The organism is Acinetobacter shaoyimingii, from assembly GCF_011578045.1.
Classification (GTDB): Bacteria; Pseudomonadota; Gammaproteobacteria; order Pseudomonadales; family Moraxellaceae; genus Acinetobacter; species Acinetobacter shaoyimingii.
Genome location: NZ_CP049801.1, coordinates 1,131,340 through 1,152,937 on the forward strand (window position 1 = coordinate 1,131,340; position 21,598 = coordinate 1,152,937).

The 21,598-nt window shown below is 38.5% G+C and carries 18 protein-coding genes and 2 pseudogenes; 15 read left to right on the plus strand and 5 right to left on the minus strand.

Annotated elements, in window-relative coordinates; genetic code table 11:
* Positions 1 to 187 precede the first annotated feature (187 nt).
* The 3 genes from lon to G8E00_RS05160 all read right to left on the minus strand — a co-directional run bounded on the left by lon (position 188) and on the right by G8E00_RS05160 (position 3,978).
* Positions 188 to 2,614, minus strand: coding sequence for an endopeptidase La (lon, locus tag G8E00_RS05150; RefSeq protein ID WP_166222400.1), 2,427 nt, complete (start codon positions 2,612 to 2,614; stop codon positions 188 to 190).
* A gap of 146 nt (positions 2,615 to 2,760) precedes the next feature.
* Positions 2,761 to 3,414 carry a 5-formyltetrahydrofolate cyclo-ligase gene (locus G8E00_RS05155; protein WP_166222402.1) on the minus strand — a complete coding sequence of 218 codons (654 nt, stop codon included), beginning with the start codon at positions 3,412 to 3,414 and terminating at the stop codon, positions 2,761 to 2,763.
* A gap of 180 nt (positions 3,415 to 3,594) precedes the next feature.
* Positions 3,595 to 3,978, minus strand: coding sequence for a MerR family transcriptional regulator (locus G8E00_RS05160; protein ID WP_166222404.1), 384 nt, complete (start codon positions 3,976 to 3,978; stop codon positions 3,595 to 3,597).
* 107 nt (positions 3,979 to 4,085) lie between these two features.
* On the opposite strand from G8E00_RS05160, the gene G8E00_RS05165 reads away from it, so the two are divergent.
* Together G8E00_RS05165 and G8E00_RS05170 are read left to right on the plus strand one after the other, a co-directional pair.
* Positions 4,086 to 6,980: a heavy metal translocating P-type ATPase gene (locus tag G8E00_RS05165; RefSeq protein WP_166222406.1), complete on the plus strand. Its 2,895-nt coding sequence runs from the start codon at positions 4,086 to 4,088 to the stop codon at positions 6,978 to 6,980.
* A 366-nt stretch (positions 6,981 to 7,346) separates the two neighbouring features.
* On the plus strand, positions 7,347 to 8,609 hold the full coding sequence (locus G8E00_RS05170; RefSeq protein ID WP_166222408.1) for a putative solute-binding protein: 1,263 nt from the start codon (positions 7,347 to 7,349) through the stop codon (positions 8,607 to 8,609).
* Positions 8,610 to 8,731: 122 nt separating this feature from the next.
* On the opposite strand, the gene G8E00_RS05175 is transcribed toward G8E00_RS05170, so the two are convergent.
* Positions 8,732 to 9,820: a winged helix-turn-helix domain-containing protein gene (locus G8E00_RS05175; RefSeq protein WP_166222410.1), complete on the minus strand. Its 1,089-nt coding sequence runs from the start codon at positions 9,818 to 9,820 to the stop codon at positions 8,732 to 8,734.
* A 560-nt stretch (positions 9,821 to 10,380) separates the two neighbouring features.
* Between G8E00_RS05175 and G8E00_RS05180 the strand changes: the two genes are divergently transcribed.
* The 7 genes and pseudogenes from G8E00_RS05180 to G8E00_RS05205 all read left to right on the plus strand — a co-directional run bounded on the left by G8E00_RS05180 (position 10,381) and on the right by G8E00_RS05205 (position 16,712).
* Complete coding sequence (locus G8E00_RS05180; protein ID WP_166222412.1) at positions 10,381 to 11,343, plus strand: thiamine pyrophosphate-dependent dehydrogenase E1 component subunit alpha; 963 nt, start codon at positions 10,381 to 10,383, stop codon at positions 11,341 to 11,343.
* Positions 11,344 to 11,358: 15 nt separating this feature from the next.
* Positions 11,359 to 12,378: an alpha-ketoacid dehydrogenase subunit beta gene (locus G8E00_RS05185; protein WP_166222414.1), complete on the plus strand. Its 1,020-nt coding sequence runs from the start codon at positions 11,359 to 11,361 to the stop codon at positions 12,376 to 12,378.
* Between the two features lies 1 nt (position 12,379).
* Positions 12,380 to 12,670: pseudogene (locus tag G8E00_RS16525) on the plus strand (biotin/lipoyl-containing protein); the annotation flags it as partial.
* 189 nt (positions 12,671 to 12,859) lie between these two features.
* Positions 12,860 to 13,987 (plus strand): annotated as a pseudogene (locus tag G8E00_RS05190) (2-oxo acid dehydrogenase subunit E2); the annotation flags it as partial.
* 9 nt (positions 13,988 to 13,996) lie between these two features.
* A complete protein-coding gene (gene lpdA, locus G8E00_RS05195; protein ID WP_166222418.1) occupies positions 13,997 to 15,397 on the plus strand; it encodes a dihydrolipoyl dehydrogenase in 1,401 nt (466 codons plus the stop codon).
* Positions 15,398 to 15,516: 119 nt separating this feature from the next.
* Positions 15,517 to 16,302, plus strand: a complete 786-nt coding sequence (locus G8E00_RS05200) for an acetoin reductase (protein WP_166222429.1) — start codon at positions 15,517 to 15,519, stop codon at positions 16,300 to 16,302.
* Positions 16,303 to 16,436: 134 nt separating this feature from the next.
* Positions 16,437 to 16,712, plus strand: coding sequence for a hypothetical protein (locus tag G8E00_RS05205; protein ID WP_166011802.1), 276 nt, complete (start codon positions 16,437 to 16,439; stop codon positions 16,710 to 16,712).
* 122 nt (positions 16,713 to 16,834) lie between these two features.
* On the opposite strand, the gene G8E00_RS05210 is transcribed toward G8E00_RS05205, so the two are convergent.
* Complete coding sequence (locus G8E00_RS05210) at positions 16,835 to 17,173, minus strand: ArsR/SmtB family transcription factor (protein WP_166222431.1); 339 nt, start codon at positions 17,171 to 17,173, stop codon at positions 16,835 to 16,837.
* Positions 17,174 to 17,273: 100 nt separating this feature from the next.
* Between G8E00_RS05210 and G8E00_RS05215 the strand changes: the two genes are divergently transcribed.
* The 6 genes from G8E00_RS05215 to G8E00_RS05235 all read left to right on the plus strand — a co-directional run bounded on the left by G8E00_RS05215 (position 17,274) and on the right by G8E00_RS05235 (position 21,307).
* Positions 17,274 to 17,693, plus strand: a complete 420-nt coding sequence (locus G8E00_RS05215; protein WP_166222433.1) for a YeeE/YedE family protein — start codon at positions 17,274 to 17,276, stop codon at positions 17,691 to 17,693.
* Positions 17,690 to 18,109, plus strand: a complete 420-nt coding sequence (locus G8E00_RS05220) for a DUF6691 family protein (protein WP_166222435.1) — start codon at positions 17,690 to 17,692, stop codon at positions 18,107 to 18,109. Before G8E00_RS05215 ends, G8E00_RS05220 begins: the two co-directional genes overlap by 4 nt.
* A complete protein-coding gene (locus G8E00_RS05225) occupies positions 18,109 to 18,981 on the plus strand; it encodes an MBL fold metallo-hydrolase (protein ID WP_166222437.1) in 873 nt (290 codons plus the stop codon). Before G8E00_RS05220 ends, G8E00_RS05225 begins: the two co-directional genes overlap by 1 nt.
* A gap of 734 nt (positions 18,982 to 19,715) precedes the next feature.
* Positions 19,716 to 19,838, plus strand: a complete 123-nt coding sequence (locus G8E00_RS16470) for a putative periplasmic lipoprotein (RefSeq protein ID WP_264821368.1) — start codon at positions 19,716 to 19,718, stop codon at positions 19,836 to 19,838.
* Positions 19,839 to 20,574: 736 nt separating this feature from the next.
* Positions 20,575 to 20,856 carry an IS1 family transposase gene (locus G8E00_RS05230; protein ID WP_166222439.1) on the plus strand — a complete coding sequence of 94 codons (282 nt, stop codon included), beginning with the start codon at positions 20,575 to 20,577 and terminating at the stop codon, positions 20,854 to 20,856.
* Positions 20,849 to 21,307, plus strand: a complete 459-nt coding sequence (locus G8E00_RS05235) for an IS1 family transposase (protein ID WP_166226436.1) — start codon at positions 20,849 to 20,851, stop codon at positions 21,305 to 21,307. Before G8E00_RS05230 ends, G8E00_RS05235 begins: the two co-directional genes overlap by 8 nt.
* Positions 21,308 to 21,598 lie beyond the last annotated feature (291 nt).

Consider the following 21,598-nt stretch of genomic DNA (forward strand, 5'->3'; position numbering starts at 1 on the left):
GATCATCCGTCTGGAGACACAGATGATCTTAAAGAAAGCGATTTCCAATGAGCTTTATATGTTTATGGGGTATGGGTTGGTTATTTTCAATACAGTTTAAAAGTAAATTTATCGATGTGATCTTTATTGTGTTAAACAATGATAAAAAAAGAGCGCCGAAGCGCTCTTTTTTGTTTAAAGCTGTTGATTAATGACGTGCAGCTTTGCCATCTTCAACTGGTTTTACAATCGGCGTTTTTGGAAGTGGTTTTGGTTTCTCAATCAAAGCCAAAGTAAGGATTTCATCAATACTCTTCACCGCTTTAATTTCCAAACCTTCTTTAACATTGTCTGGAATCTCAACAAGATCACGTACGTTTTCTTGTGGGATAAACACCAGTTTAATGCCACCACGGTGCGCAGCAAGAAGTTTCTCTTTTAAGCCACCAATACGCATTGCACGGCCACCTAAGCTGGTTTCACCAGTCATAGCAATATCAGGACGAATCGCAATACCTGTGAATGCAGACACAAGGGCAGTGGTCAGTGCCAAACCAGCAGATGGTCCATCTTTTGGTGTTGCACCTTCTGGTAAATGCACGTGTACATCGGTTTCTTCAAAACGAGAAGCTTCAATACCGAGTTCATCTGCACGTGTACGTACTACCGTCATCGCAGCAGTAATGGATTCCTTCATCACATCACCGAGTGAACCCGTGGTAATGAATTTACCTTTACCTTTCACGGCTGCAACTTCAATGGTTAACAACTCACCACCAACAGATGTCCAAGCTAGACCATTGACACGACCCACTTGTGCTTCTTCTTCAGCCATACCGAAGTCGAACTTGTGTGGGCCTAAGTAGTCTGGAAGATTCGCAGAAGTCACATCTACTTGTAAGTTTTTCGCTTTCTTGCTGACTGCTTCTTTCACGACTTTACGCGCAATTTTAGACACTTCTCGTTCTAAGCTACGAACACCCGCTTCACGTGTATAACGTTGTACGATGTCACGAATCGCTTCTTCATGAACGGTCAATTCTTTTGCACGTAAACCATTGTTCTTAATTGCTTTAGGAACAAGGTAGCGTTCAGCAATATTCACTTTTTCATCTTCGGTATAACCCGGTAGACGAATCACTTCCATACGATCTAGCAAGGCTTCAGGAATATTCATACTGTTCGCAGTACAGATGAACATCACTTCAGACAAATCAAGATCAAGGTCTAAATAGTGATCGTTAAATTTACTGTTTTGCGATGGATCAAGCACTTCAAGCAATGCAGAAGCTGGATCACCACGGTAATCTTGCGCCATCTTGTCAATTTCGTCGAGTAAGAACAATGGGTTCTTGACGCCGACTTTGGTTAAAGACTGCACAATTTTACCTGGCATCGCACCAATATACGTACGACGGTGACCACGGATTTCTGCTTCATCACGTACGCCACCAAGTGCCATACGAACAAATTCACGTCCAGTCGCTTTTGCTACAGATTCACCAAGCGAAGTTTTACCCACCCCTGGAGGACCAACTAAGCACAGAATCGGACCACGAAGTTTTTTCACGCGAGATTGAACTGCTAAGTATTCAACAATACGTTGTTTCACTTCGTCTAAACCATAATGGTCGGCATCTAAAATTTCTTGTGCTTTAGACAAGTTAATGCTGACTTTGCTGGCTTTGTTCCAAGGTGTATCTAAAATCGCTTCGATATAGTTACGTACTACAGCTGCTTCACTTGAAGCAGGTTGCATTGCTTTTAATTTACGGAATTCAGATTCCGCTTTTTTACGCACATGTTCAGGCAAATCAGCTTCAGCAAGACGACGCTCGATTTCGCCAATTTCATCCTCAGCGCCACCATTCATGTCTGAAAGTTCACGTTGAATGACTTTCATCTTTTCATTGAGGAAGTATTCGCGCTGATTCTTTTCCATCTGACGTTTTACGTTGTCATGTAAAGACTGTTCAATTTGTTGCTCTTCAGATTGTTGCAACAAATAGGTCATCAATTCTTGTAAATGTGCTTCAAATTCATCATGTTCCAAGAATTTTTGTTTTACATCGATGTTCAATGGCACACGTGTTGAGACAAAGAATAAAAGTTGAAGTAAGTCTTCAATTTTATTTGCCGCAGTAATTAACTCACGTGCATTACGTAATTTCGCTTCTGCATATTGAGCAAAAAGGGCACGTAATTCTTGAACGCGTGTCTCTTGAGTATCTTTATCAACAGATACAGTCATTGGGCTAAGTGCATGCTCAGCAGACAAGTATTCATCATTTTCAATGATGTTGACCAATTTAGAACGTTGTAAACCTTCGATTAAAACTTTGATGCAGTTTTCATCGTTTTCATGATTTACAACTTGCACAATCTTCGCGACAGTACCGTATTGATATAAATTATCGTGATCAATTTCTTCTGTTAACGAATCTTGTTGTGCAACTACAAATACTAAATTGTCACTGTTACGAGCGACTTCAACTGCATTAATCGATTTTTCACGACCAACGAATAACGCAATTTGCATGTGCGGATAAACCACAACATCGCGCAAAGCCAAAAGTGGTAACACGTTTGGGATCTGAAGTTCTAAGTTTTCTTCATTCATAATAATATCAGTCATGAGCACTCCTAATGAGTGACAACGGTGTTGCCATATTTTTTATAGTGATTGCTATTTTAAAAATTACAAGGGCTTTTTTTGATAAAAATGAAAAAAGATCACAGTTCAGGTGTTTATGATGAAAAAATAGGAATCAAAGCTCAATATTAATGTCGTTTGAATTGAATCAAGTGCTTAGGGGTTAATAAATAATCTAAAGCCTGATCCCATTTTTGTTTATATAAAGTCATAGGTACAAATTGAAAGTCATGTGCCAATCCTATGCGTAATGGTCCATGCGGGGCAGATGCTAAAGTTCGATCGTAATAACCTCCACCCATACCAATACGTGTACCAAAAACATCACAAGCAAGTAAAGGCATGATCAGCAAATCCAAATGAGATACGTGTACGCCACGACTTTGCATCGGTTCTTTCATACCCAGAGGATGATGTGAAAACTTACGATTAACATACTGATGTTGTGATACCTTGACCCAAACCAGACGCTGATCCATATTACAAATCATGGGCAGGTAAACCTTTTTACTCAATTTAAAACAAAGTTGAATGATTAAATGGGTACGGATTTCACCAAAGGAATGTAAATAAAGTCCAATTTTTTCGGCAGTGTGAAATGCAGGTAAATATCGTAATTGTTGTAGCACTTTTTTTTCTGACTGAATCTGTTGAAAATGATTGAGTTCACGACGTGCTCGACGCAGATGTTTACGCAACACTTTTAAATCGCCATTTGCAGCAAATTCTGCATCATTTAGATGGGTGTTGGAATCTTTGAGTGGTGAAGGGTTTTGAATCATTTCAGTGGATTATCCAGCCAATATTTGAAGACATCTTCAAGCGTATTGCATTTCAGTGTTCATGAACTTGAGTTATTATTCAAGTAAGGTTTGTTCAATAAGAGCTTGTTAAAACATTCTTTTTTAACATTTTCAAGCATTGCCTGAATTTTATTTACTCATTTGCACAGACCCTATTTCTTATTGTTTAAGCGCTTGCAAAATCGGGCAACTGTTTTCATTTGTTGTTTTACATTCATCCACCCAAGAAGCAAGGCGAATTTTGAGTGCTTCAAGTTCTCGAATGCGTTCATCAATCTTCAGTAATCGTTGTTCAATCACTGCACGAACTTTTTCTCGGTCATATAAAGACAAATGTAATAATTCTTGAATTTCATTGAGTTGAAGTCCTGCATCTTTGCCTTTTTGAATAAATTGTAGGGTTTCAATATCCTGATCATCATAATAACGATAATTCGAATTAGTAGTTGGCACTCGCATCAAACCAATACGCTGATAATAACGGATGGTTTCAACATTGACATGGCAATGTTTAGCAAGTTTACCAATCGTCATTTGTAACATGGGAAAAATCTCACTAAGCTTGATGCAATTTTAAAATTGAAAAGACTTGACTCTGTACTTAGGTACGGACTTTAAGCTCATTATACATCATCATTTGGGTCATGTTTATGTCAACTGAAAATCACGTATCGTGCTGTTCTGGAAAAAAAACACCATTAGAAATAATCAATATCGATCCAGTATGTGGTATGACGGTGTCTGAAGATTCAGCACATTTTTATGATTTAGATCAGAAAAGATATTTATTTTGCTGTAGTGGCTGTCAACAAAAATTTCAACAACATCCCGAAGTTTATCTTTCAAATATAAAAGCTAATGTTGAATCAACTGATTCATGTTGTGACGGAAAAAATGAGCAAAAGCATCCGAATGCACATGTTCATGGTGAGGCTGTTGCGCATGATGCATCAGGCAGTAAAGATTCAAATGTAGTCACTTTAACGAAAAAAAGTAGCTTTGGTTCAAATCAAACTGAAAAGCCAGATGAACTCGAAAAAGCGTTTCATGCCATTGATCCTGTCTGCGGCATGACTGTAAGTGATCCAAATAAACCACATTTTGCATATGCAGATCAGAGCTATTATTTTTGTGGTCAAAGTTGTCTAAATAAATTCGCTCAAGATCCAGAACATTATCTCGGTGCATCACAAGCTTCGCAGGTTCATCACCATCATATAGATGCAAATCAGACAGCATCTGCATGTTGTGGTGGACATACTGAGACAGCATCATCAGCGGATACAGAAATTGATCCTGTATGTGGTATGTCTGTCGATACTGCTACGGATTTAAAAACAGACTATCAAGGTAAAACCTATTATTTTTGCAATCCTTCATGTTTAAGCAAATTTGAACAAGATCCTGAAAGTTATATGATTCCTTTTGCTGAACGAAAACAGCCTGAGGGTATGGATGATGTTTTGTTTACTTGTCCAATGGATCCTGAAATTGTGCAAAAAGGACCGGGAACTTGTCCAATTTGTGGTATGGCCTTAGAGCCGATGCAACCCAGCTTAGATGATGGTCCGAATCCTGAATTGGTGGATTTTAGTCGCCGTTTCTGGACAACATTACCTCTGACACTTTTAGTGTTTGTCTTGGCGATGGGGTCACATCTACATACCTTTATTTCACCTCATATACAGCCGTGGATTGAATTGGTGTTGTCTCTGCCTGTAGTGCTTTGGGCAGGTAAACCCTTTTTAGAACGTTGCTGGTTCTCTTATAAAACTCGCAATTTAAATATGTGGAGTTTAATTGGCGTCGGGATTTTGGCGGCATTTGTTTATAGTGTGATTGCGACCGTTTTTCCAAGTTTAATTCCAGATGCTGCCAAAACGGGGCATGGCGTTGCGGTCTATTTTGAAGCGGCGTGTATGATTGTCTCTTTGAGTTTGCTTGGACAAATCATGGAGCTGAAAGCTCGTGCCAAAACAGCGGATTCATTAAAAGCTTTGCTCAAACTACAACCCAATACTGCAAAACGTGTAGAGCAGGATCAGATTGTCGAAGTTGAGATCAGCCAAATTCATCAAGGTGATATTTTACAAATTTCATCAGGTGAACACATTCCGCTTGATGGTGTGGTGGTTGATGGTCAAACCTATGTCGATGAATCGATGATGACGGGTGAGCCATTGCCAGTGAAAAAGCAATTGGATGATATCGTCATTGGTGGAACGATCAATCAGCAGGGCAGTATTCGCATACAAACCACTGCCGTGGGTCAAAACACGACATTGGCAAAAATGATTCGTGTGGTTGCTGACGCACAACGTTCTAAAGCGCCACTGCAAAAAATGGCCGATGTTGTGGCTAAATACTTTGTGATGATTGTCCTGAGCATTAGTGTGCTGACATTTATTACATGGATGATCTTTGGACATGCCCAATTTGATTTGGCACTGATGTGCGCCGTTGCGGTTCTGATTATTGCATGTCCTTGTGCTTTAGGTTTAGCAACGCCAATGTCGGTGATGGCGACCACTGGACGGGCAGCACAAAAAGGAGTGCTGTTTAAAAATGCAGAAGCCATTGAGTCATTGAATGCTGTTAACACCATCATTGTAGATAAAACAGGAACACTGACTGAAGGGCAGCCGAGTGTACAAAACATTCACGTGGTAGAACCTGATATTGATCAAGACCAAATTGAAACGTGGATAGCGTCTTTAGAACAATATTCTTCACATCCGATTGCACAGACTTTAGCGAAAATTGTTCCGTCAGAAGATTATGTTGAAGTGACCGATTTTCATGAATTTTCAGGTTTTGGTGTTGGTGGGCAAATTGATGGTTTTAGTATGTTTGTTGGCAGTCAAAAACTCATTGAACAACTGGGCATAGACATAGAGCCAGAGCTTGAAGCTTTGCTTGATCATGAGCGTGAATCTGGTCAGGTCATTTCCTTCTTAGCCACAGAACAGCAAATTTTAGCAATTATCACTGTCCAAGATGCGATTAAAGCGCATGCGAAACAGGTCATTCAACAACTGTTAAATAGTGGTGTTGATGTGGTTATGGCAACAGGTGATCATGAAAAAAATGCACGTCATGTTGCAGATAAACTTGGTATTCAACATGTCTATGGTAACTGCACACCTGAAGAAAAATTAGAGATTGTGAAGAAGTACCAAGCCGAAGGGAAAGTCGTGGCTATGGCTGGGGATGGGATAAATGATGCACCTGCTTTGGCTCAAGCCAATGTCGGTATTGCAATGGGTACAGGAACAGATATTGCGAAGCAAACAGCCCAAATTACCTTGGTGAAAGGTGATATACGTGGGATTTGTGACGCCATTCAAATGGCGCAGCAAGGTGTGAAAAACATGAAACAAAATTTAGCGTTTTCTTTCTTGTATAACGGCTTGGGTGTCCCTGTTGCAGCAGGCATATTCTATCCATTCACAGGGTGGTTACTGACCCCGATGATTGCTGCTATTGCAATGTCGCTTAGTTCATTGTCAGTAGTTTTAAATGCCTTACGACTGAATAAGTCTTAATACGCATTTTTATTGATCGGTTTTATTTTAAATATATCCATTCAAAAGGGCAGTTTAGACTGTCTTTTTGCTGTTCAAAATCCACTTTCAGATAAATAGTATCTAATAAAAAATATATAAAAATAAATGCTTACCCAATAATTTTTGTTTTTTTACTCAATTGACTCGCTTAGAAAAAATAGGGTCAATTCGTTTTGACTAACTTTGATCTAATTTGAATCTTAATGCTTAGTCTTTGTAGGGCAGATTTATAGTGCAGTTAGATATCAGTACAAAGTACAAGTTGAAGAAAAAACGGAATATTCAATTTCAAAAAATCATTATAAAAAACCAATGAAAAACATGTGAACAAGTCAGGAAGACCTTATGAAACAAGTAAATCAAACTCAGAAAAAGAATACTTTAAATATTCAAAAATTCTTTTTTAGCCTAAGCGTAGGATTATTTGCGATCCCTTTTTTGACTGAATGGCGTGTTGCTCATGCTGCGCCAGCAAAACTCGATTTGACCTTGTCAGAACATTCCACTGCAAAAATCAAAAAAATGCTGAATGATCCAAAGACATGGAAGCAAATCCCGCAAAAAGTATTACTTTGTGTCTATTCACCCAATGGTGCAAATGGCGAAGCATTTGAACAGGCCACCAGTTATATCAGTGAACTTCCTCGAATTGCACAAGTGGCTAAAGGCTTTGGGGTGAATATGCATATTACCCGACCGTCGAAACTGCAAATGCAAATTGAAGTGGATTATCCAAAACTTAAACAAAAAACTTCGACCACAGTAAATTTGAAAGTGTATACAGATGAACGAGTGCTCACTGAAGATTTCCGCAGTAAAAAATGTGATGGTGCTGGTATTAGCAATTTACGTGCACGTCAATTCAACCCCTTTGTGGGTAGTATTGATGCAATTGGTGCGGTACAAAGCTATAAACAATTAACCCAAGTCATTCAGCTTTTGGCGCGTCCAGAGTTTGATTCGAAAATGATCAATAAAGATTATGAAGTGGTCGGGGTGGTGCCATTGGGTGCGGCTTATATCATGGTGAATGATCGACGAATTGATACTTTGCCCAAAGCAGCAGGTAAGAAAGTTGCAGTCATGAATTTTGATGCGACACAAAAAAAATTAGTTCAAAACGTCGGGGCACAACCAGTCACGGTCGATCTAACTTCTGTTGGAGGGAAATTTAATAATAAAGAAGTCGATATTATGGCAGCACCTGCCATTTTGTTTGATCCCCTAGAACTGCATAAAGGTTTGGAGGATAAATCAGGAAAAGTCGTAGGTGCAATTATTAAATTTCCACTGATACAAGTGACAGGCACGCTCATTATGCATCGCAATAAATTTCCTGATGGTATGGGGGCAATTGCGCGTGAAATCATTGCCAAACAGCTTGATCCTGCTTTTGAATTTGTCGATAAAACTGAACGTGCTATTCCTGCCAAATACTGGATGGATATACGTGATGCAGAAAGAGCAGGCTATCTAAAAATTATGCGTGAAGCTCGTATTCAAATGACCAAAGAAGGTTATTACGATAAAGACATGATGCGAATTTTGAAAAAAGTTCGATGTTCTCAAGATCCGAAAAATTTTGAATGCAGTCTAAATGATGAATAGTCATGCTATCTAAGCACTAAGCACTAAGCACTAAGCACAATTTTTCTCGATAGCATTTAGCCTAAGCAACATTGGATCAATTTTAGGAATTCACGAAGTTAAACATTTTCATTTAACAGCAGCTAATTCATCTGTAAGAAATGCAGTCGATAGGGATGATCTTCAGGTAAAACATCGATTAAACGTTGTATTGCATCCACGCGTTCAGGCACACGACTCAGCAAAGCCAATAATTGAGGCACATCGTGCATTTGATAAATCAGATGACTCAAACGAGCATCAAAACAATGTCGCCAATTGCTTAAGAAAGGGCTTTCAGATTTTGCTAGAAAGCTACCTTGATAGAGTGCAAATGTGCTGGCAATAAACCCACCATTTAAAGCTTGTTCAGCTTTAAAAAAATCGCATTCAACTTCACAGGTCAATTTATAGGTCCGTGTTTCAATACAGTTGGGGAGGAGTTGTCGAAGCTGTGAAAGTTCGGACTTTAAGGTTTTTATACTGACCTCTCGGTCGCCGTACAGCGCATAATGCAACTCATCTAAAGTCAATCCATGTCGATGTAATGCTAAAATACATAAAATCTCAATTTGGCGTTGAGTTAAGTTCAACAGTTGACCATTAAACTGTACATAGGGAGAGCCTAAGGCTTTAATAATAAGCACATTTTTTTGTTCATACTGAATGGCTTTTTTAATCAGCTCAGCACAATGTTCAACAGCCAGCAGACCTAGACTGCTGTGTTTTTTATATTTGGTCGATAAATTGACGATCCCTTGGAGTTGCCCTGTCATCGGATCATGAATCGGGGCTGCATAACACACCCAGTCTCTGACGCTATTCATTTGATTTTCATGCGAATATACACAGCTCGCGGTATGACTATTGAGTGCTAAACCAATTGCATTGGTGCCGACGGCTTGGGTTGACCAATGACCACCTTCAACAAAATGAACTTGTTCTGCCGAAGTGAGCATGGAATGACTACTCCACGTCCACAATAAAGTACCGTGTAAGTCTGTTAAACCAATAGCCATATCTGCATCACGCGCAATTTGATGCAAATTTTGATATTGATGTTGAATGGATCGACAAAAGACTGAACTCGCTTTTTCTTCAGGTAAAACAATTAAAGGTGCAGCACTTACGTCCATGGTATTCACTAGATGTGTGGTTTGTAGTGCTGTTTTTTTCATTTTGATCAAGTTCATATCATTGTCCTTAATGATCGTTAGCGCCTTGCTTTCAAATATGTCAGTTGTTTATCGTCAAATTTCAAATATATCCATATTCTGAGTTGTATATTGATCAATGTTTTGTATCGATCAGTGCTTAATGTTTAATTCAACAATGGTTAATTTAACCTGAGTGATCATGCTTAGAAATGACCTTTTATATCTAAAGTGTTAATAATCGTAAATTAAGAGAATAAACTCACTCATTTGGGTTTATTTGTTTATATTTTTTATATTTTTTATATTTTTTATATTTTTTATATTTTTTATTAAATAAATATATTGATTATAAAATAGAAAGGTTGGTTAAAGGTTTGTTTTGCTAAGTTTTTGAAAATTAATATTTTATTACATTATTTCACTTGTTTTTAAGTGTTTGGATTATTTTATTTATTTTTATATTTTAATTAAAAAAATATTTAGTCTAATGTTTATTTTGATTATTTGGTTTTATATATTTGGTTGTGGTTAAAATAAAATGAATGGAAAATTAAAATCGCAATGAATTCGGTTTTAAAATAAAAAGGACATGGTATATGCAATTAACGGAACAGCAACTGCTGGCAGCATATGAACGTATGCGTGATATTCGTGAGTTCGAAGATCGACTGCATGATGAAAATAATTCAGGGGATATCCCTGGTTTTATCCATCTTTACAGTGGTGAAGAAGCTGTAGGTGTGGGCATTTGTGAAAACTTAACCGACAAAGACTTTATTACCTCTACCCATCGTGGTCATGGGCATTGTATTGCCAAAGGTTGTGATATTCACAAAATGATGCTGGAAATTTTCGGCAAAGATGAAGGTTTGTGTCGTGGTAAAGGTGGCTCGATGCACATTGCCGATTTGGACAAAGGCATGCTCGGTGCAAACGGTATTGTGGGTGGTGGGCCTCCTTTGGCGATTGGTGCAGCACTCACCGCAAAAACCTTAAAGACAGGCGGAATTGGCTTGTCCTTTACTGGTGATGGTGGATCGAACCAAGGCTTGACTTTTGAAGCTATCAATATGGCAGTGGTGTTAAAACTTCCCGTGGTCTTTGTATTTGAAAACAATGGTTTTGGTGAAGGAACTGCACACGATTACGCAGTGGGCAGTAAGGATATTGCAGGACGTGCAGCTGGCTTTGGTTTACCTGCTGAAAAAGTCGATGGAACTGATTTTTTTGCCGTGTATGAAGTGGCGCAACGTGCAATTCAACGTGCCCGAAATGGTGAAGGGCCAAGTGTGATTGAAACCGTGACCAATCGTTTCTATGGACATTTTGAAGGAGACCCTGGGCTAATTCGTTCCAAAGAAGAAATCGATTATGTCAAAGAACATAAAGACCCACTGAAAATTTTCCGAGAGAAAGTTAAAGGCAAAATTGATGAAGCCAAACTGGATGCGATTGATGCAGCGTCCAAAGCCAAAGTGGATGATGCCGTCGCCAAAGCTCGTGCGGCCAAGTATCCAGAAGTTTCTCAACTGACCACAGATGTATACGTCTCTTACTAAAGGAATAGTCTAGACATGCCAAATAAAAGTTATCGAAACGCGATTAAAGAAGCGATTGAATCGGAAATGCGCCGCGACCCAAGTGTGATTGTGGTCGGTGAAGATGTCCGTGGTGGTCATGGTGGTAAAAATACCGATGACAATAAATTGGAAGGTTTTGGTGGTGTACTAGGTGTGACCAAAGGGCTTTGGACCGAATTTGGTTCGGAGCGCGTGATTGATACACCTATTACCGAATCGGCAATTATTGGGATGGCAGCAGGGGCAGCGGCAACAGGTTTAAGACCCGTTGCAGATCTGATGTTTATGGATTTTTATGGCGTCTGTTATGACATGCTGTATAACCAAGCTGCCAAGTTCCGCTATATGTTTGGTGGTAAGGCCAAAGCACCGATGGTGGTTCGTGGCATGATTGGCGCAGGCTTTTCAGCAGCAGCGCAACACTCGCAATCGCCTTATAACGTATTTGCATCTGTGCCCGGTTTAAAGGTGGTTGTGCCATCCAGTGCTTATGATGTCAAAGGCTTATTGATTCAAGCCATCCGTGATGATGATCCAGTCGTATTCTGTGAACATAAATTGCTATATGACATCAAGGATGAAGTGCCTGATGAGTCTTATACCATTCCGTTTGGCGTGGTGAACTACACCCGTGAAGGTACAGACATCACCATTATTGCGCTGAGTTTGATGGTACATCGTGCCAATGAAGTCGCGGATAAATTGGCCAAAGAAGGCATTTCGGTAGAAGTGGTCGATCCTCGAACTATTTCACCATTAGATGAAGAAGGCATATTAGAGTCTGTGGCATCGACAGGCAGAGTCGTGATTGTCGATGAATCTGCTGCACGCTGTGGTTTTGCCCATGATGTCGCAGCACTGATTGCACAAAAAGGCTTTCATTATTTAAAAGCGCCAATTGAATTGGTGACACCTCCGCATTCTCCTGTGCCATTTTCTCCAGTCTTGGAAAAAGAATGGTTGCCAAGTGTAGAACGCATTGAACAGGCTGTTCGTAAAGTTTTGGAGGCTTAGCATGAGCGATATTAAAACTTTAGAGATCCCCAAATGGGGTCTGTCCATGGAAGAAGGGACGATTGCGCAATGGTTAATTCAAGAAGGGGATCATTTTAGTAAAGGGCAAGACATTTGCGAGATTGAAACCACCAAAATTGTCAATGTCTTAGAAGCACCATTTGAAGGGACGTTGCGTAAGATTATTGCGCATGAAGGTGATACCTTGGTGGTGGGTGGATTTATTGCAGTCTGTGCAGAAGCAGATGTTTCAGATAATGATATTCAGGCTTTTATACAATCATTAAATGGCGTTACATCTTCAACATCAAGCACAGAAGAACAAGTTCAGCATCAATCGACTACCGAACAAACTGAACAGCAGAATTCATCTCATCAAAATTCGTCACAGCAAAATTTGGCCGAAGAACAAATTTCGACAGCTTCTTCGACACCAACTTCTACACCGAATGTACCTAAGTCTGAGCAAGGCGCTCAAACTTATGTCATTCCTGAAGCACTACGAGGTTTTAATGTATCGGCGGATATTTTTGCCACACCACATGCTTTAAAACTGGCAGAACAGCATCAGGTTAATTTAAGCAAAGTCACAGGCTCTGGACGTGAAGGTCGCATCAGTGTTGCCGATTTAAAACAGGCGGTCATTGCGGCAGGAGGGCAATGGCCAGATCAGCCGAAAGCATCGGCACAGCAAGCGAGTACACAGCAGCACAAATCGACTCAAGATGATTCACAGGTGCCTGCAACACCAGTCGCACGACGCTTGGCAAAACAGTGGGGTATCAATTTACATGATTGTCGTCAATCAGGTAGTCGAGGGCGGATTTGTAAGGAAGATGTCGAAGCGGTGTATTTCCGTCAACAGGCAGGAAATCAAGCGACACAAAGCCATCAATCAGAACAAACGGTTCAAACCGCTCCACAAAAAACTGTCGTTGAAATGAATGGCATGCGCCGTGCAATTGCCTCTCGGTTACAGGTAGCGAAACGTAATGCACCGCATTTCAGATTAGTGATTGACTTAAATGTCGAAGCGATTCAGGCCTTGCGTCAGCAAATTAACAACACCGTGCCTGAAGTAAAATTGTCGATCAATGACATGCTGATCAAGTCTGCGGCGGCAGCTTTAGTGAAAGTTCCACAAGTAAATGTACAGTTTGATGAAGACAAACAGCAGATTATTCAATTTGATCAAGCGGATATTTCTGTGGCAGTAGCCATCGATAATGGATTGATTACCCCGATTGTGAAATCTGCCAATCAAAAATCGCTGTCGGATATTTCCAATGAAATGCGTGATCTAGCAACACGTGCCAAAACTGGAAAATTAAAACCTGACGAATTCCAAGGCGGCAGCTTTAGTATTTCCAATTTAGGGATGCTGGGCATTAAACATTTTGATGCGATTATTAACCCACCTCAAGGCGCAATTTTAGCCTTAGGCGCATCGGAAAAACGCACCGTGGTTAAAAAAGATACGGTGGTGATTCGTGAAATAGTGACGGCAACCTTGTCTTGCGATCATCGAGTGATTGATGGTGCTTTAGGGGCAAAATTTTTATCAGTTTTTAAGCAGTATGTTGAAAATCCTGCATTAATTTTAGTGTAGGAGCGGCTTATGTCAGATATTCAATTTGATCTCATCGTGATTGGTGCTGGACCGGGTGGTTATGTCGCTGCCATTCGTGCTGCACAATTGGGACTGAAAACTGCCATTATTGAGGCTGAACATTTGGGCGGAATTTGTCTGAATTGGGGCTGTATTCCGACCAAAGCTTTATTGCAAGGGGCTGAGGTTAAACATCAGCTTAAAAGTGCAAAAACCTTTGGTTTTCATGTGCAGGATGTGCAATTTGATTTAGACACGTTAGTGGCACATAGCCGACGTGTTTCAGGACAACTGGTACAGGGCATTGAGCAGCTGCTTAAGAAAAATCAGATTCAAGTCTTTAACGCCAAAGCCAAATTTATTGCTAAAGAGCGCCTTGAACTGACCACGATTGAGGGAAAAACACAATATTTGTCAGCACCGCATATTATCGTGGCGACTGGTGCACATGCAGCAAGTCTGCCACAAGTCCCTGTCGATGGTGAACGGGTCTGGAACTACAAACATGCTTTGGTTCCGAAAGCGTTGCCTAAATCACTGTTGGTGATTGGTTCAGGCGCAATTGGCAGTGAGTTTGCCAGTCTTTATGCTGACTTAGGAACAGAAGTGACATTGATTGATATTGCAGATCATATTTTGCCAACTGAAGATGCTGAAGTGGCTGCATTTATGCACAAACAGTTTCAACAACGTGGCATACAAGTGTTGACGCAAGCGTCTATCGAGTCAATTTATATGCATGATCAAGGGGTGAGATGCCATATCAAAACCACGCAAGGCGTTCAAACCTATACTTTTGATCGAGTGCTTTCAGCAATTGGTGTCAAACCGAATATTGATGATTTAGGACTTGATGTCTTAGGTATTAAACTGGATCGTGGATTCATTGCCACAGATGCGTGGTGCAAAACCAATGTGGTGGGTGTCTATGCCATTGGCGATGTCGCAGGTGCACCTTGTCTTGCACATAAAGCCAGTCATGAAGCCATTGTTTGTGTCGAGAAAATCGCAGGAGTGGAAGGTGTACATCCTTTGCAACGTGATCGTATCCCAGGTTGTATTTATACCCATCCACAAGTGGCCAGCATTGGTTTAACAGAACAACAAGCCAAAGCCACTGGTAAACAGATTCGAGTAGGACGTTTTCCCTATCAGTCCAATGGTAAGGCTTTAGCGATTGGGGCTACGCAAGGTTTTGTGAAAACCATCTTTGATGATAAGAGTGGTGAGTTATTGGGCGCACATATGGTGGGTCACGATGTGACTGAACATATTCAAGGTTTTGCGATTGCGCAGCATTTGGAAGCCACCGATGAAAGCTTAAGTCAGGTGATATTCCCACATCCGACCTTATCGGAAGCGATGCATGAATCAATTTTGGCGGCGCTCAATCGAGCGATTCATATTTGAAATAAAATAATTCGATCGGGCTGTGAAGACAGCCACATCAATGACAGCAAAGTCTTATAAATACAATTTAAATCAGATACTCATTTTCTCAAAGTGATGTTCATTGGAGGAACGATAAAATGTCTAAAGGATTAAATAACAAGATTGCCATAGTCACTGGCGCTGGAAAAGGGATTGGGCGTGGTATTGCTTTGCGTTTGGCTGAAGAAGGTGTACATATCGCACTTGTCGATTTAAATGAAAATGATTTAAAACAAGTACAACAAGAAGTGGAACAGATCGGTGTCAAGGCGAGTGCGTTTGTTGCTGATGTCAGTCAATTAGAGCAAATCACTCAAGCCATAGAGCATGCTGAGCAAAGCTTAGGTGGTTTTGATGTGATGATTAATAATGCAGGCATTGCCCAAGTTCAGCCAATCAGTCAAGTGACACCAGAGGAATTTCATAAAATTAACGACATCAATGTCGGTGGCGTTTTATGGGGCATTCAGGCAGCGGCAAAGAAATTCATACAACGCAAGCAAAAAGGCAAAATTATTAATGCGGCTTCCATTGCGGCACATGATGTTTTTGCTATGTTGGGCGTTTATTCGGCAACCAAGTTCGCCGTCAGAGCTTTAACTCAAGCCGCAGCCAAAGAATATGCGAGCAACGGTATAACTGTAAATGCCTATTGTCCAGGGGGTGTCGGCACCGATATGTGGGTAGAGATTGATAAACGCTTTTCAGAAGTGACTGGCGCGCCAGTCGGAGAGACCTATCAAAAATTTGTTGAAGGAATTGCTCTAGGGCGTGCGCAAACCCCTGAAGATGTGGCTGCCTTGGTGGCGTTCCTTGCCAGTGATGACTCAGACTATATTACAGGACAATCCATTATGACCGATGGCGGGATTGTCTATCGTTAGGCTGAACAATAGCGAAGAAATAAATCCATTCCAAAAATGAATAACGCTAAAAAGGAAGTGATCGTACTTCCTTTTTATGTGTTTAAATTCTAAACTACATGATGATTAAATTTTTAGATTTTAGATGAATAACAATGAACAATCAGAAATCACTTTTAGAACAAAATTTTCAACATAAAAATCAGCAACAAAAAAACCAGCAACAAGAAGATCTACAAACAGAACATCCTCAGCCATCTATTGAATCTATTCAAGCAGAGGACGATCCACAACAACAAGAAAATTCCAGTACTTCTGATTGGACCAGTGGTATAGACCCTGTTGCCTTAGTCGATTTAGCTGTGGAATTAGGCCAAGGTGCTTTGGATATGGTCAGTTCGGTTGTAGAAAATATTGATCTTGATTTTTAATCTCTGATTTTACAAGTCACTGTTTGATGTGGTTATGGTATCTAAAATGCCACTTTGAGATAAAAACAATTTATCACTCTATGCTAATCAAAATCGCCTAAAGTTAGTATTGCTTGATTTTTTTAGTCCTCATGCTGAGAACTACAATACAGTGCATCTAGAGTCTGCATCAGTTTCAAGACATTTTGATCTTGAATCTGATAATAAATCTGTTTACCTTCACGACGTGTGACAACAATATTTGTTTGTCTCAGTACGGTTAATTGCTGAGACAAAGTCGGTTGTCGAATTTGAGTGAAATTTTCTATCTGTTGTACATGTAGTTCCTGATTCACCAAGACACATAAAATTTTTAAACGATCAGGATTCGATAAAACCTTCAGCCTAGCAGTAACGGTATCGAGTTTATCTCCTTGAAATTTTTCTAAATAAGGATTGTCTAAAAGAATTTGAGTTTCCATAAGATAGATTTCATATACCTACAGTGAATAAACATTGCGCTTGAACAATTTATAAAATTATATAATATAAAGTTAAATATTGTAAATGGCGTGAATTCAAATGCACGATTATGTCTTGGCCTTATTGGGCGGCAGCTTACTGGGCGTTTCTGTGGTGGGATATTTATATCTACACGGGCGTATAGCAGGCGTCAGTGGTCTTATTGCTCAAGTGCTGAATCCAAAAACAGTCATGAAAACACCTGCGCTGTGGTTTATGTTGGGACTTGTCATCACACCATTTCTATATAGTACTTTTACTGCACCGACTATTGAATTGGATGCATCACCCATGTGGATGATTGTCGCAGGCTTATTGGTAGGCTATGGAACTCGTTTAGGTTCAGGCTGTACCAGTGGACATGGTATTTGTGGCATGAGTCGTTTATCTATGCGTTCAATTGTCGCTACGCTGACATTTATGTTGGCAGGGTTTATCACGGTTTATGTGATTCGTCATGTGATAGGGGCAGGGCGATGAAAAATATTTTAGCATTTGTTTTAGGTGGATTATTTTCTGTTGGATTGATTGTATCTGGCATGTCGAACCCTCAAAAAGTGCTCGATTTTTTAGATGTGTTTGGTCATTGGGATGCGAGTTTAGCTTTTGTGATGATCGGGGCGATTTTAGTGGCATTTATTCCATTTCAAAAAGCAGTGCGAAGTCAACAACCTAAAACCCTATTTAAGGAAAACATTCAGTTACCGACAAATAAAAAAATCGATGCTAAATTGGTCTTTGGTAGTCTGATATTTGGAATTGGTTGGGGGATCGCAGGAATTTGTCCTGCGCCAAGTTTTACCTTATTAGGACTAGGGCATTATGAAGCGCTCTATTTTATTGTGGCAATGTTAGTGGGTGTTTATGTGTTCCGTAAAACTTCAGGAGAAAGCTGATGTCTAAAACACCACAAATACAGCATTTTTTTGATGAAAATACCCATACTTTTAGTTATGTGGTGGCCGATCCCTTCAGCAAGCACTGCGCCATTATTGACAGTGTTTTGGATTATGATGCTGCTTCAGCGACAACCTCTACTCAGCATGCAGATGAAATAGTCCAATTTATTCAACAGCATGATTTGAACGTTGAATGGATTTTGGAAACCCATGTTCATGCAGATCATCTGACTGCATCTCAATATTTAAAGTCTAAACTGGGTGGAAAAATTGCCACTAGTCAAAAAATAGAACAAGTACAGAAGACTTTTAGTTTTATCTATCATCTTGATTTTAAAATTTTCAATACACAGCAACCTTTCGATTATTTATTTGCAGATCATGAAACCTTCAATATCGGCGAACTTAAGGCCTACAACATACCAACGCCGGGACATACGCCTGCCTGTTTAAGCTATGTGATTGGTGATGCTGTATTTATCGGAGATACGTTATTCATGCCAGACTACGGTACTGCGCGCTGTGATTTTCCTAATGGTAGTGCAGCCGATTTATTCGATTCTGTGCAAAAACTGTATGAATTACCCGATGAGACGCGAGTCTTTTTATGTCATGACTATTTGCCTGAAGGGCGTAGCAAATTTCAACATGAAACAGATATTGCAACGCAAAAAAACAAAAATATTCACATTCAAGCCACAACTCAAAAACATGATTTTATCCAGATGCGGCAACAGCGTGATGCGACTTTAGATATGCCGAAACTGATTTTGCCATCAATTCAAATCAATATGAATGCAGGTCAATTTCCCAAACCTGAAGAAAATGGCATTGCTTATTTAAAGTTGCCATTCAATTATTTTAAATAGATCGGAAGACGATGCAGAATAATAAAAATTAGCTGATAAAAATACAGGGCATTAAAAATTAATTTTTGATTTTTATAGCAGATTTACTATATATAAACGCAGTTTTTATTTCTTAACTTAAGTTGGCTTTACTCGAATGAATTTTTATTATTTTGCTTGACATAATTCTTATAAAAATAAATATGTGGGTCAGAATCATGAAGCGTTCAAATTTTCATTTCATAGTTAAAATGAAAGTTGAATAATATAAAATATAAAGTGCTATTTAATTATAAATTAAAAATATCTGTAGAATCTTACTTTGAAATTATGTTTAAAAAATAATGAATCAACATGATGAATGGAAATCTTTATTCATAAATTACTAAAAAAAACACAAAAAATAATATTATTTGTATAATGATTACATACTGAAAATAACCAATCATAATTTTATTGTCTATAATTTGATCGTTTGGTCAACTTTTTAAAAAATATTAAATTATCATATGGTGACAATAGTTAGGCTAATTTTTGGCTTTATACCTATAATTATTAACAAAATTTTTATGATTAAATTTCTTAGTTAAATTGCTGATTAGCTTATAAAATCTATAAATATAATAAAAGTCATTCAATTTATCCATGACCATTCTTTACACAAATTAACTATACTTGCCCTCGCCAACAAATGCTCCCCATGAGTTATTGTCGACATGATGTGATTTTATCTATTATTTATTAGGATACATGCAATGTATAAATCTCTCGTTTTTGCTGCAGTTGCTCTATTACTCAGTGCTTGTGCTTATAATCCAACTGATTATGAAGAGTTACATGCTTATGAAAGTATTCAGCATGCAAAAACTATGAATTGATATTGTATTCTTCGGAGTGTTTATTAAAGAAGTGGTATGATGTTGAATAAATACTCCGAAGAAAAATATTGAAAGAAGTTACTGAACTAAAATAATAAAAATGAAAGTTTTATAAAAATATTTCAATCCAGAAAAATAAATTTTTAGATTTTTTAAAGCATCATTTCATGTTTCTTTTAAAAATTTTTGAGCTTTGATAAGTGTTGATCTAATCCATCTAATTCTATTTTCTATAAGTATTGATTTGATCGAGAAAGGTAACTGCTATAGAAAAATTTTAAGGATGTGCAATGTAGTGACGAGGTTGAAATGATGCTAGAAAAACTCTCTTCAAGTTCAAGTCAGGAACAGACCTTGAGACATCACCTCATCACAGAGGATATGCCTAACTTTATTTGGTTTTAAATTATTGATATATATGAATTATAAGTAATAAATTCTATTCATTATCTATTTTGAAAATGTATGAAATATGAAATCAATTTAATTGAATTTTTCAGATGATATATATTGTTGTGTATTTTTCTTATTCTAATGCTACTCATAAATTAATATTTGATATTCTTAATTTTTTTAAAATTTTATGAAAAAATAATCAATTTTTATTGGTGGGCTTTATAGTTCAAATATTTAACTTTTTGATCATTGCATTTTATATAAAGTTTTGGTAATGTTCAAAAGCAACGTGTTTTAATCTAGAATAGACGTGAAAATCCCTGAGTAAAAGATCTTTAACATGATCATAGAAACGATAACTTATGTCTGCACCCGTTGCCAATCACCCAATATCCATAAGAATGGTCACAACAAAAGTGGGAATGCACAGTTCAGATGTAAAGATTGTGGGCGCTCTAGTGTACTCAACCCCAAAGTTAAATATACCGAAGAACAGAAAGAACTCATTATCAGTACCTATCTTGAACGAGGCAGTTTGAGAGGCATGCAGCGTCTATTCGGTGTTGCACCTGAAACACTGATGGGCTGGATAAAAAAAAGTAAAGAACAGAAAACTGAGTGACGAATTACTTGATGCTCGTCCAACAGATCTCCTTGAACTTGATGAACTGTGGAGTTTCGTAAAAGCCCGTTGTCATAAGGTTTGGACTTGGATTGCGCTCTGCCGTCGTACACGCCAAGTAGTGGCTTATGTGTGTGGTCAGCGTAATGATAAAACGTGTACAGATTTACGTTGCCGTATTCCCACAGCCTACTTTAATTTAGCAACATATAGTGATTATTGGTCAAGTTATGCTGAGGTATTTGATCCTACTACCCATCGCTCTGTAGGTAAACATACAGGTTTAACGAACCATGTTGAGCGGTTCAATGCCACATTAAGAAATCGCTTAGGGCATTTTACACGGAAAACTTTAAGCTTTTCGAAGAAGAAAGAAAATCATGAAGCTGTCTTGCATATGTTTTTATTAAAATACAATCAAGACATGAGGATTAAGTGGGTAACACGTTAGATTTAAGCACTACCCAATTTTTATTGGTGGGCTTTATAGTTCAAATATTTAACTTTTTGATCATTGCATTTTATATAAAGTTTTAAATGTGTTTTTTTTGTTCATGTTATTTTATTTGTGAGGATTGCTGAATTATATAAAAAAATAAATATTATGTTATATGTCAAACTTGATGAAATAGTATCTATAGCAATTGTGAGCTTTAGCAATTTTTTTTATACATTCGTGAACAAGATGTAGTTGTGAAAACTGTGATAAAAAACACAAAAACTAAAGAAAATGTTACATATA